12 protein-coding genes are annotated in these 11,734 nt (G+C 71.7%); 7 read left to right on the plus strand and 5 right to left on the minus strand.

Annotated elements, in window-relative coordinates:
- Positions 1 to 2: 2 nt before the first annotated feature.
- The 7 genes from OHL10_RS05100 (at position 3) to OHL10_RS05130 (ending at position 6,386) form a co-directional block, all read left to right on the plus strand.
- Positions 3 to 965 (plus strand): gluconeogenesis factor YvcK family protein, encoded by a 963-nt coding sequence (locus OHL10_RS05100; RefSeq protein ID WP_265521103.1) that lies wholly within the window; start codon positions 3 to 5, stop codon positions 963 to 965.
- A 78-nt stretch (positions 966 to 1,043) separates the two neighbouring features.
- Positions 1,044 to 2,024, plus strand: coding sequence for a DNA-binding protein WhiA (gene whiA / locus OHL10_RS05105; RefSeq protein WP_265521104.1), 981 nt, complete (start codon positions 1,044 to 1,046; stop codon positions 2,022 to 2,024).
- Positions 2,025 to 2,338: 314 nt separating this feature from the next.
- Entirely contained in the window at positions 2,339 to 3,343 is a 1,005-nt protein-coding gene (gene gap, locus OHL10_RS05110; RefSeq protein WP_265521105.1) for a type I glyceraldehyde-3-phosphate dehydrogenase, read from the plus strand.
- Between the two features lie 156 nt (positions 3,344 to 3,499).
- Complete coding sequence (locus tag OHL10_RS05115) at positions 3,500 to 4,699, plus strand: phosphoglycerate kinase (protein ID WP_265521106.1); 1,200 nt, start codon at positions 3,500 to 3,502, stop codon at positions 4,697 to 4,699.
- A 29-nt stretch (positions 4,700 to 4,728) separates the two neighbouring features.
- Positions 4,729 to 5,520 (plus strand): triose-phosphate isomerase, encoded by a 792-nt coding sequence (gene tpiA / locus OHL10_RS05120; protein ID WP_265521107.1) that lies wholly within the window; start codon positions 4,729 to 4,731, stop codon positions 5,518 to 5,520.
- A gap of 190 nt (positions 5,521 to 5,710) precedes the next feature.
- Entirely contained in the window at positions 5,711 to 5,953 is a 243-nt protein-coding gene (gene secG / locus OHL10_RS05125; RefSeq protein WP_265521108.1) for a preprotein translocase subunit SecG, read from the plus strand.
- A gap of 85 nt (positions 5,954 to 6,038) precedes the next feature.
- Positions 6,039 to 6,386, plus strand: a complete 348-nt coding sequence (locus OHL10_RS05130) for an RNA polymerase-binding protein RbpA (RefSeq protein WP_265521109.1) — start codon at positions 6,039 to 6,041, stop codon at positions 6,384 to 6,386.
- A 62-nt stretch (positions 6,387 to 6,448) separates the two neighbouring features.
- Here OHL10_RS05130 and OHL10_RS05135 read toward each other — a convergent pair whose 3' ends face one another.
- The 5 genes from OHL10_RS05135 to tal all read right to left on the minus strand — a co-directional run bounded on the left by OHL10_RS05135 (position 6,449) and on the right by tal (position 11,718).
- Complete coding sequence (locus OHL10_RS05135) at positions 6,449 to 7,117, minus strand: O-methyltransferase (protein ID WP_265521110.1); 669 nt, start codon at positions 7,115 to 7,117, stop codon at positions 6,449 to 6,451.
- 43 nt (positions 7,118 to 7,160) lie between these two features.
- Positions 7,161 to 7,943 (minus strand): 6-phosphogluconolactonase, encoded by a 783-nt coding sequence (gene pgl, locus OHL10_RS05140; protein WP_265521111.1) that lies wholly within the window; start codon positions 7,941 to 7,943, stop codon positions 7,161 to 7,163.
- Positions 7,940 to 8,857, minus strand: a complete 918-nt coding sequence (gene opcA / locus OHL10_RS05145) for a glucose-6-phosphate dehydrogenase assembly protein OpcA (RefSeq protein ID WP_265521440.1) — start codon at positions 8,855 to 8,857, stop codon at positions 7,940 to 7,942. Before opcA ends, pgl begins: the two co-directional genes overlap by 4 nt.
- A gap of 79 nt (positions 8,858 to 8,936) precedes the next feature.
- A complete protein-coding gene (zwf, locus tag OHL10_RS05150; RefSeq protein ID WP_265521112.1) occupies positions 8,937 to 10,478 on the minus strand; it encodes a glucose-6-phosphate dehydrogenase in 1,542 nt (513 codons plus the stop codon).
- Between the two features lie 109 nt (positions 10,479 to 10,587).
- Positions 10,588 to 11,718, minus strand: coding sequence for a transaldolase (gene tal, locus OHL10_RS05155; RefSeq protein WP_265521113.1), 1,131 nt, complete (start codon positions 11,716 to 11,718; stop codon positions 10,588 to 10,590).
- Between the last annotated feature and the right edge of the window lie 16 nt (positions 11,719 to 11,734).

The raw sequence follows: 11,734 nt of genomic DNA on the forward strand, positions 1-11,734 counted from the left end.
CCGTGCACGTCGCGAACCCCGCGGTCGTCGCGCTCGGCGGCGGCCACGGACTTTCCGCGAGCCTGTCGGCGCTGCGTCTCGTTTCGGACCGTCTGACGGCCGTGGTAACCGTGGCCGACGACGGCGGCTCCTCGGGCCGGCTGCGCACCGAGCTGGACGTCCTGCCGCCCGGGGACCTGCGCATGGCGCTCGCGGCGCTGTGCGACGACTCCGAGTGGGGCCGGACGTGGAGCAGCCTGCTCCAGCACCGGTTCACCTCCGCCGGCGACCTCGACCAGCACGCCGTCGGGAACCTGCTCATCGTCGCGCTCTGGGAGCTGCTGGACGACCAGGTGGCGGGCCTCGACTGGGTCGGGCGGCTGCTCGGTGCCCGTGGACGGGTGCTGCCCATGGCGTCCGTGCCGCTGCGGATCGAGGCCGAGGTCCGGTCGGGCGACCGTCTCGAGACCGTGGTCGGGCAGAGCAAGGTCGCGGTCACCGAGGGTCGGATCGAGCAGCTCCGTCTGATCCCTCCGGACCCGCCGGCCTGCCCGGAGGTGATCGATGCGGTGCGTGCCGCGGACTGGGTCGTGCTGGGCCCCGGCTCCTGGTACTCGTCGGTGATGCCGCACCTGCTCGTCCCCGAGCTCGCGACCGCCCTGCACGAGACCCGGGCACGGCGGTGCGTGACCCTGAACCTCTCGTCGGACGCGGGGGAGACGTTCGGCCTGAGCGCGACCGACCACCTCGACGCCCTCCACGCGCACGACCCGGGACTGCGCATCGACGCGGTGGTCGCCGACCCGTCCGCGGTCGAGGACACGCAGCAGCTCAGCGAGACCGCGGCGCGCATGGGCGCGCGCCTGCTCCTGCGCCAGGTGCGTCGGGGGGACGGCACCGCCCGGCACGACCCGCTGCGCCTCGCGGCGGCCTACCAGGACGTGTTCGACGGCTTCATCGGGGACGTGGGCACGGTCTCGCGCTGAGCGCGACGCACCTGGTCACCGGGCGCGTGCGCGTCCGTTCGCGTCACGGGGGCCGGGCGTTGATGGCAGGATGGCGCCATGGCGCTCACGGCACAGGTGAAGGACGAGCTGGCCCGACTCAAGGTGGACAAGACGTCCTGCCGAAAGGCCGAGGTCTCGTCGACGCTCCGGTTCTCGGGCGGGCTGCACCTGATCTCCGGCCGCATCGTCATCGAGGCGGAACTGGACACCGCGATCGCAGCCCGCAGGCTGCGGCAGGCCATCAGCGACGTGTACGGCCACACGAGCGAGCTGATCGTGGTCTCGGCGGGCGGGCTGCGCAAGAGCAGCCGCTACGTCGTGCGGGTGGTCAAGGACGGCGAGTCGCTCGCCCGGCAGACGGGTCTGCTCGACAACCGTGGTCGTCCGGTCCGTGGTCTCCCGCCCCAGGTGGTCTCCGCCGGGGTGGACGAGGCGGAGGCGGCGTGGCGCGGGGCGTTCCTCGCCCACGGGTCGCTCACCGAGCCCGGCCGCTCGTCGGCGCTGGAGGTCACGTGCCCCGGCCCGGAGGCAGCCCTCGCGCTCGTCGGTGCCGCCCGGCGCCTCGGCATCTCCGCCAAGGCGCGCGAGGTCCGGGGGATCGACAGGGTCGTGATCCGGGACGGTGACGCGATCAGCGCGATGCTCACCCGGCTCGGCGCCCACGAGACGGTGGTCGTGTGGGAGGAGCGGCGGCAGCGCCGCGAGGTCCGGGGCACGGCGAACCGGCTCGCGAACTTCGACGACGCCAACCTGCGGCGCTCGGCGCGGGCCGCGGTCGCGGCCGGCGCGCGCGTGGAGCGGGCGTTCGAGATCCTGGGAGCGGACCTCCCTGACCACCTGCGCGAGGCCGGGGAGCTGCGGCTCGCGAACAAGCAGGCCTCGCTCGAGGAGCTCGGGCAGATCGCGGACCCGCCGTTGACCAAGGACGCGGTCGCGGGACGGATCCGGCGCCTGCTGTCGATGGCGGACAAGCGCGCGGCCGACCTGGGGATCCCGGACACCGAGGCCGGACTGAGCCCTGACCTGCTCGATCTCTGACCGGACCGGCGGAGTGTTCGTCAGGTGCGCGTGTACTGTCTCATTCCTCGCGCCAGGTCACGGGCTGGGGGCGCTTGGGTATAGGCTCGGGGTTGTCAGGTGACGAGGACGTGCACCTTCGCCGGCGTCCGTGACGGACCCGGGCCGCCGCAGCGCTTGCTGGGACGACCCTTCGCCGAGAGCCGCCCTCAGGGGCGCCTGTCGACCGGTGAGGGGAAGCGTCATCGGTCACCACCTACGTACAGCGTCGTACGTGATCGTTCGGTAACAACCGTGTGCGTCGGAACCAACCGGCGCGCCCTGAGGAGGGCATTGTGACCATCCGCGTCGGCATCAACGGCTTCGGTCGGATCGGCCGTAACTTCTTCCGCGCAATCATTGCGTCGGGTGCAGACATCGAGATCGTCGGGGTCAACGACCTCACGGACAACAAGACGCTCGCGCACCTGCTGAAGTACGACACCGTGCTGGGCCGTTTCCCCCTGAGCATCGACTTCGACGACGACAACATCATCGTCGACGGCAAGGCGATCCGTGCGCTCGCCGAGCGCGACCCGGCGAACCTGCCCTGGGGTGAGCTCGGTGCCGACATCGTCATCGAGTCCACGGGCTTCTTCACCGACGCGACGAAGGCCAAGGCGCACCTCGCCGGCGGGGCCAAGAAGGTCATCATCTCCGCCCCGGCGAAGAACGAGGACGCGACGTTCGTCGTCGGCGTGAACCACGAGCAGTACGACGCCGCGGCGCACAACATCATCTCGAACGCGTCCTGCACCACGAACTGCCTGGCCCCCCTGGCCAAGGCGCTCAACGACTCGATCGGCATCGAGCGTGGCCTCATGACCACGATCCACGCCTACACGGGTGACCAGAACCTGCAGGACGGCCCCCACGGCGACCTGCGCCGCGCTCGTGCCGCCGCGCAGAACATCGTGCCGACCTCGACGGGTGCCGCCAAGGCCGTCTCTCTCGTGCTCCCCGAGCTCAAGGGCAAGCTCGACGGCTACGCGCTCCGCGTGCCCGTCATCACGGGTTCCGCGACCGACCTCACCTTCACCGCCTCCAAGGAGGTCACGGTCGAGGAGGTCAACGCCGCGGTCAAGGCTGCTGCCGACGGCCCGCTCAAGGGCATCCTCGAGTACGTGGACGAGGACATCGTCTCGAGCGACATCGTCACCAACCCGCACCAGAGCATCTTCGACTCGAAGCTCACCAAGGTGACCGGTGACCAGGTCAAGGTCGTCTCCTGGTACGACAACGAGTGGGGCTACTCCAACAGCCTCGTCGCCCTCACGCAGTACGTGGGCGCGCGTCTCTGACGTCCTCGACCGACGTGTAGTGCGATACGTCCGCGTGCGCGCCGTGGCCTGCCGGCCCCGCGCGCACGCGGACGTCGTCGTGTCAGGCCCGATCGGGCCGACCCGCCGGCCGTCACGCCGGCAGATTCTTCGACTGACCTCTCGACTGGAGTGCTCATGAAGACCATCGACGACCTGGGCGACCTGCGCGGCAAGCGCGTGCTGGTGCGCTCGGACTTCAACGTCCCCCTCGACGGGACGACCATCACGGACGACGGCCGCATCCGCGCCGCCCTGCCCACGCTCACCCGGCTGACCGACGCCGGCGCCAAGGTCGTCGTCATGGCGCACCTCGGGCGCCCCAAGGGTGAGCCGGACGCGAAGTACTCGCTCGCGCCCGTCGCGCAGCGGCTCGGCGAGCTGCTCGGAGCCCGCGTGACGCTCGCGGCCGACACGGTCGGCGACTCGGCCCGCGAGACCGTCGCCGCGCTCGGTGACGGCGAGGTCGCGCTGCTCGAGAACATCCGGTTCGACGCCCGCGAGACCTCGAAGGACGATGCCGAGCGCGCGGCCCTCGCGGACGAGCTCGCGGCGCTCGCCGACGTCTTCGTCTCCGACGGGTTCGGCGTCGTGCACCGCAAGCAGGCCTCGGTCTACGACGTGGCGAAGGTCCTGCCTGCCGCCGTCGGCGAGCTGGTGCTCAAGGAGGTCCACTCGCTGAAGAAGGCGACCGAGGACCCGGAGCGTCCCTACGCGGTGGTGCTCGGGGGCTCCAAGGTCTCCGACAAGCTCGGCGTGATCGCGAACCTGCTCACCAAGGCGGACCGCCTGCTCATCGGTGGCGGCATGGTCTTCACCTTCCTCGCGGCCAAGGGCTACGAGGTCGGCAACTCCCTGCTCGAGGCGGACCAGATCGAGACCGTCAAGGGCTACCTGGCGCAGGCCGAGGCCAACGGCGTCGAGATCGTCCTGCCGACCGACATCGTCGCGGCCGAGTCGTTCGCCGCCGACGCCCCGCACCGGGTCGTCGCCGCCGACGCCATCCCCGAGGGCACGATCGGCCTGGACATCGGCCCCGCCTCCGGCGAGCTCTTCGCGAGCAAGATCGCCGACGCGCGCACCGTCGTCTGGAACGGCCCGATGGGTGTCTTCGAGTTCGAGGCGTTCGCGGCCGGCACCCGTGCCGTCGCGCAGGCGCTCGTCGAGGCGACGGCAGGCGGCACGTTCACCATCGTCGGCGGCGGCGACTCCGCCGCGGCCGTGCGTCTGCTCGGCTTCGACGAGGCCGGCTTCAGCCACATCTCGACCGGTGGCGGCGCGAGCCTGGAGTTCCTGGAGGGCAAGGACCTGCCCGGGATCTCCGTCCTCGACAACTGACCCCTACATCTCGAGAGAGAAGGCACATCGTGGCTGACAAGCGCACCCCGCTCATGGCGGGCAACTGGAAGATGAACCTCGACCACCACCAGGCGACGCACATGGTGCAGAAGCTGGCGTGGACGCTCAAGGACGCCAAGCACGACTACTCCTCCGTCGAGGTCGTCGTGCTGCCCCCGTTCACGGACCTGCGCAGCGTGCAGACGCTCGTGGACGCGGACAAGCTCGAGCTCGGCTACGGGGCGCAGGACGTCTCGCAGCACACGGAGGGCGCGTACACGGGAGAGATCTCGCCCGTGATGCTCGCCAAGCTGGGCGTGTCGTACGTGGCCGTGGGCCACTCCGAGCGCCGCGAGTACCACCAGGAGGACGACGCCGTCGCCAACGCGAAGGTGCGCTCGGCCTTCGGTCAGGGCATCGTGCCGATCCTGTGCGTCGGGGAGGGCCTCGACGTGCGTAAGGCGGGCGACCAGGTCTCCTACACCCTCGCCCAGGTCGACGGTGCGCTCGAGGGCCTCGCCGCCGAGCAGGCGGCTCAGATCGTCATCGCGTACGAGCCGGTGTGGGCCATCGGCACCGGTGAGGTCGCGACGCCGGAGGACGCGCAGGAGGTCTGCGGTGCGATCCGTGCGCGGCTGGCCGAGCTCTACGACGCCGAGCTCGCCGCAGGTGTGCGCGTGCTCTACGGCGGTTCGGTGAAGTCCGGCAACGTGGCGTCGATCATGGCGCAGCCCGACGTCGACGGTGCACTGATCGGTGGTGCGAGCCTCGACCCCGAGGAGTTCGCGAAGATCGTGCGCTACCAGTCGCACGCGGTCTGACTCTCGAGCATCTTGACGACGGCCGGGTCCGGCCGACCCCTGATCCCCGTGAGCTCTGCGGGGCCGGGGTTGGCCGGATCGGCCTGTCGTCGCCTACCCTTGTCCTGCGTGCCACCGGCGGACCCCGGCGGCACCGGACACCCGTGCGGTCCGGCTCCTCCGGCGGACCCAGAGCATCAAGGACGTACTCGTGGACGCGCTCCGCATTGCCCTCCAGATCATGCTGGTCCTCACCAGCTGCTTCCTCACGATGCTCGTGCTCATGCACAAGGGCAAGGGTGGGGGACTGTCCGACATGTTCGGCGGTGGTATCTCCAGCAGCGTCGGGAGCTCGGGCGTCGCGGAGAAGAACCTCAACCGCATCACGATCACGTTCGCCGTCGTCTGGGCGATCGTCATCGTCCTCCTCGGTCTCATCCAGCGGGTCAGCTGACGGTTCGGCCGGGGCGTGACGGACGTCCCGTGTACGACACGACCGGTCCTGACGGGCCCGGTTCGCACAACAGGGGAGTGATCTGGTGGCTGGTGGTAGTGCGATCCGTGGTTCTCGGGTAGGTGCCGGGCCCCTGGGCGAGACGGAGCGGGGCGACGCCGCCCCGCGGTTCTCCGTCTCGTACTGGTGCGCCAACGGGCACGAGACCCGCCCCAGCTTCTCCCTGGAGGCTGAGATCGAGGCGCCGGAGACGTGGGACTGCCCGCGGTGCGGGTTCCCGGCCGGGCAGGATGCGTCCAGCCCGCCGAGCCAGCAGCGTAACGAGCCGTACAAGACGCACCTCGCGTACGTGAAGGAGCGCCGCACCGACGAGGACGGGATCGCGATCCTCGACGAGGCGCTCGCCGCCCTGCGGGCCCGTCGCGGAGGCTGACCCTCTCGAGGGCCGGAGGCCCCACCGGTCGGTCCGTCAGCGCTGTCTCCGGCGGAGCGCGCTCAGGAGGCGACGCGCAGGAGCACGAACCCGTCGTAGCCCTTGACCGAGACGGTCTGGACGGCGGTCGCGGTGAGCCGTGGGTTCGCGACGACGTCCTCGACGAACCGGCGCACACCCAGCACGTTCTCGTCGGTGCTCAGCGCGTCGGCCACGGCACCCCCGCGCACCGCGTTGTCGAGGACGACGAGCGAGCCGGGCCGTACGAGCTGCAGGGCGAGCTCGAGGTACAGCGGGTTGGAGGGCTTGTCCGCGTCGATGAAGACGAGGTCGAAGGGCTCGTCCCCGCCGCGCACCAGCTCCCGCAGCGTGTCGGCGGCCGGACCCTCACGCACCTCGACGAGGTCGGCGACACCCGCCGTCGCGAGGTTCTCGCGGGCGACCCGGGCGTGGGTCGGGTCGAGCTCGCAGGTCACGAGGCGCCCTCCGGGTTCGAGCGCGCGCGCCAGCCAGATCGTGCTGTAGCCGGCGAGCGTCCCGATCTCGAGGATACGGCGCGCGCCCTGCACCAGGGCCAGGAGGTGCAGGAGCTTCCCCTGAGCGGGCGAGACCTGGATCGCGGGCAGGCCCGCCGCCGCGGCACGTGCGTCGGTCTCGCGGAGTGCGTCGTCCTCCCCGACGAGCGGCGCGTAGTACCGGTCGACGCGCTCCCACGTGTCGCGATCCGTCATGGTGCACCACTCTCTCGTCGGGCCCGCCCGCGGCGGGCGGGGGTCAGCGCGCCGAGCTCGTCCCGCCGGCAGCGGCGACGTCGAGCAGCCAGAGGGTGCGTGCGACCCCGCGCACGGCACCTGCAGGGGCGTCGTGCGTGGACGCACCGCCGAGGGCGGCGCTGACGGCGTCGGCCTTCTCGGCTCCGGCCGCGACGACCCAGACCTCCGCGGCGGCGCAGATCGTCTCGAACGTCAGCGAGACACGCTCGGGCGGTGGCTTCGGTGAGCCGTGTACGCCGACGGCCGCGACTCCCCGGACGTCGAGGGCCTCGTGGCCGGGGAACAGGGACGCGACGTGGGCGTCCGGGCCCATCCCGAGCAGGAGGACGTCGAACACGGGTGCGTCGGCCCCGTCGGGCGCGTGCTCGGCGAGCGTCGCGGCGTAGCGGGCCGCGGCGTCCTCGGGGGTCGTGACCTCCGAGGACAGCGCCGGCACGACGTGCACGTTGCCGGGCGGCAGCGTCGGCAACGCATCGAGCAGCGCCGCGCGGGCCTGCGTCTCGTTGCGGTCGGGGTCGCCGTCCGGCAGGAAGCGCTCGTCGCCCCACCAGACGTGCACGCCGGCCCAGTCGACCGCGTCCCGCACGGGGTCGGCCGCCACCTCGGCGAGGGTCGCGATCCCGACGGTCCCCCCGGTGAGCACGACGTGCACCGTGCTGCGGACCGACTGCACGTCGAGGATGCGCGTGAGCAGCCGGGCCGCGGTCGCCCGGGCCAGGACGGTCGCGTCCGGGTGGACGACGACCAGGCGCGGTACCGACCGGCCCGTAGCGGTGCCGGTCACGAGCTCACCCGCGTCAGGCCCTTGGTCAGGACGTCGCCGAAGACCTCGTCGGGGTCGAGCCGGCGCAGCTCCTCCGTGAGGCACTCCTCGAGCTGGCGCATCGGCAGCGAGATCCGCCGGTCGGGCTGGTCGGGCTGGCTGATGGTGACGACCCGGCCGTCGGGCCGGTCGAGGACGATCGAGCCACCCTTGCGCCCGAGCACGACCCGGGTCACACCCGAGACGCCGGAACGACGGGTGAGCGTGACGGGGCACCTGAGCTGCAGCGCGAGCCAGCCGGCGAGGAGGTCGACCGAGGGGTGGTCCTCCTGGCCCTCGACCTCGACCGCGGTGACGGACTCGTAGGGCGGTTCGTCGAGCGCGGCCGCGATCAGCCCGCGCCACAGGGTCACGCGGGTCCACGCGAGGTCGGTGTCGCCGGGGCTGTGCGTGGAGCTCAGGGAGGCCAGCCGTGCCACCGGGTCGGCGCAGCCCACGGTGTCCGTGATCCGGCGGTGCGCCATCTGCCCGACGGGGTCGCGCGACGGGTCGTCGGGCAGCTCTCGCGGCCACCAGGCGACGATCGGGGCGTCGGGCAGCAGGAGCGGCATGACGAGCGTGTCGGAGTGCGCGGCGAGCGGCCCCGAGGGGCGCAGGACCACGACCTCGCTGGCGCCGGCGTCGCCACCGATGCGGATCTGCGCGTCGAGGCGCGGCTGCGTGCGCTGCACGGACGGCGCGACGACGACGATGCGGCAGGGGTGCTCCCGGCTCGCGCCGTTGGCGGCGGCGACGGCGTCCTCGACGTCGGCCTCGTCGGCCAGGACCACGAGCGTGAGGACACGGCCGAGCGCGACGGCGCCGCCCTCGTCCCGCAGCTTGACGAGTCGCTTGTTGACCGCGTTCGTGGTGGTCTCGGGCAGGTCGATGATCATGCGGGTCGCCTCCACGGGCTCCTCGGGGCGGGTGCCGCGTGCACGCGGCGGGTGGCGGGCCCGACGGCCCGGGGGGCGGTCACGGCCGCCGCCAGGTGCGACCGTCCCGGGCCATCATCTTGTCGGCGGAGTCTGGTCCCCAGGTCCCGGAGCGGTACGGGTCCGGTGTGCCCTTGGACTCCCAGAAGGCGGTGATCGGGTCGAGGATCTTCCACGACAGCTCGACCTCCTCGTGGCTCGGGAAGAGCGGCGGGTCACCGAGCAGCACGTCGAGGATGAGCCGCTCGTACGCCTCGGGCGAGGACTCGGTGAAGGCGTGGCCGTACCCGAAGTCCATGGTGACGTCGCGCACCTCCATCGCGGTGCCCGGGACCTTGGCGCCGAAGCGGATCGTCACGCCCTCGTCCGGCTGCACGCGGATCACGAGGGCGTTCTTGCCGAGCTCCGAGGTGGCGGAGGACTCGAACGGCAGGTGCGGTGCGGACTTGAAGACGACCGCGATCTCCGTCACACGACGGCCCAGGCGCTTGCCCGTCCGCAGGTAGAACGGGACGCCCGCCCATCGCCGGTTGTCGATGTCGACGCGGATCGCGGCGAACGTCTCGGTGGCCGACTCGGGGGAGATACCGTCCTCGTCGAGGTACCCGACGACCTCCTCGCCGCCCTGCCAGCCAGCGGAGTACTGGCCGCGCGACGTGTGCTTGGCGAGCTCGCGCGGCAGCCGCACGGCGGACAGGACCTTGATCTTCTCGGCGCGGAGCTGGTCGGCGTCGAAGGAGACCGGCTCCTCCATGGCCGTGAGAGCCAGGAGCTGCAGGAGGTGGTTCTGGATGACGTCCCGGGCCGCGCCGATGCCGTCGTAGTACCCGGCGCGGCCACCGATGCCGATGTCCTCGGCCATGGTGATCTGGACGTGGTCGACGTAGTTGGCGTTCCAGATGGGCTCGTAGAGCTGGTTGGCGAACCGCAGCGCCAGGAGGTTCTGGACGGTCTCCTTGCCCAGGTAGTGGTCGATACGGAAGACGGAGTCCGGGGGGAAGACCTCGGAGACGACGTCGTTCAGCTCGCGTGCGCTCGTGAGGTCGTGCCCGAAGGGCTTCTCGATGACCACCCGCCGCCACGCGTCGTCGGTGGACTCGGACAGGCCCGAGCGGGAGAGCTGCTCGCAGACCAGCGGGAAGGCCCCGGGTGGCACCGAGAGGTAGAAGGCGTGGTTCCCTCGGGTCCCACGGTCCGCGTCGAGCTCCTCGACGGTCTGCCGCAGCCGCTCGAACGCCTCGTCGTCGCCGAACTCGCCCTGGACGAACCGGATGCCCTCGGCGAGCTGCTTCCAGGTCGCCTCGCGGAACGGGGTGCGTGCGTGCTCCTTGACGGCGTCCCGCACGACCTGGGCGAAGTCCTGCTCGGCCCAGTCGCGCCGCGCGAAGCCGGTCAGCGCGAAGCCCGGTGGCAGGAGCCCTCGGTTGGCGAGGTCGTACACGGCCGGCATGAGCTTCTTGCGGGCGAGGTCGCCCGTGACGCCGAAGATCACGAGGCCGCAGGGGCCCGCGATGCGGGGGAGTCGGAGGTCACGCGGGTCGCGCAGCGGGTTGTGCTCTGCGCTGATCTTGGCCGGTCTCACCTGGTGTCACCGTTCTCGTCGGCGGGCTGGATGGTCGGTCCGGGACGCGGACCTGGTCAGAGCGTAGGGCGTCCGTCGCATCCTGACGGTGTGACGTCCGTCCTGGTGGTCACGACGTCGGCGCCGTGCGGCGGAGTCCGGCCGAGACCGTCGCGAGCAGGTCCTCCCAGCTGGTCTCGAACTTCGAGACGCCCTCGCGCTCGAGCGTCGTGGTGACCTCGTCGACGGAGACGCCGAACGACTCGATGGCCGTGAGGACGGCGCGCGACGCCTCGTAGGTGCCCACCACGGTGTCGCCGGAGACCGCCCCGTGGTCGGCGAACGCCTCGAGCGTCGGCTCGGGCATGGTGTTGACGACGCCGTCGGTGACGAGCTCGTCGACGTACATCGTGTCGCGGTACTCGGGGTTCTTCACGCCTGTTGACGCCCACAGGGGCCGCTGGGGGTGGGCGCCGGCGGTGGCCAGGGCGCGCCAGCGGTCGCTCGCGAGCACCTGCTCGTACGCCTCGAACGCGAGCCGGGCGTTGGCGATCGCCGTGCGGCCGCGCAGCTCGAGGGCGTCGGGCGTGCCGACGGCCGTCAACGCCGCGTCCACGGCGGAGTCGACGCGCGAGACGAAGAACGACGCGACCGACGCGATCGTGGACAGGTCGTGGCCCGCCGCGGCCGCCCGCTCGAGCCCTTCGCAGAAGGCGTCCATGACGGCGCGGTACCGCTCGAGGGAGAAGATGAGCGTGACGTTGACGCTGATGCCCTCGGCGAGGGTGCGGGTGATCGCGTCGAGGCCCTCGAGCGTGGCCGGGATCTTGATGAGGACGTTCGGGCGGTCCACGGTGCGCCAGAGCCGCACGGCCGTGGAGACCGTGGCGTCGGTGTCGTGCGCCAGGCGGGGGTCGACCTCGATGGAGACCCGACCGTCGATGCCGTCGGTGGCGTCGTAGACGTCGCGCAGCACGTCGGCGGCCGCGCGCACGTCGTCGGTGGTGATGGTCTCGACGGCAGCCTCGACGTCGACGCGGGCCGCGGACAGCTCCTCGAGCTGCGCGTCGTACGCGTCACCGGACTCGAGGGCGCCCGCGAAGATCGTGGGGTTCGTCGTGACCCCGACGACGGCCCGGGTGCGGACCAGCTCGGCCAGCCCCCCGCTGCGCAGCCGTTCTCGGGAGAGGTCGTCCAGCCAGATCGAGACTCCTGCCGCGGACAGCTCGCGGACGGGGGCGGGTGCTGCGTCGTGGTGCACGGTGTTCTCCCTCTCG

The sequence above is a fragment of the Oerskovia flava genome (assembly GCF_026163685.1).
GTDB lineage: Bacteria > Actinomycetota > Actinomycetes > Actinomycetales > Cellulomonadaceae > Oerskovia_A > Oerskovia_A flava.

Bases quoted from the DNA above. Each gene is read 5' to 3' on its own strand.
- whiA (WP_265521104.1), top strand. From the start codon at position 1,044: ATGGCGCTCACGGCACAGGTGAAGGACGAGCTGGCCCGACTCAAGGTG.
- OHL10_RS05115 (WP_265521106.1), top strand. From the start codon at position 3,500: ATGAAGACCATCGACGACCTGGGCGACCTGCGCGGCAAGCGCGTGCTG.
- OHL10_RS05135 (WP_265521110.1), bottom strand. From the start codon at position 7,117: ATGACGGATCGCGACACGTGGGAGCGCGTCGACCGGTACTACGCGCCG.
- opcA (WP_265521440.1), bottom strand. From the start codon at position 8,857: ATGATCATCGACCTGCCCGAGACCACCACGAACGCGGTCAACAAGCGA.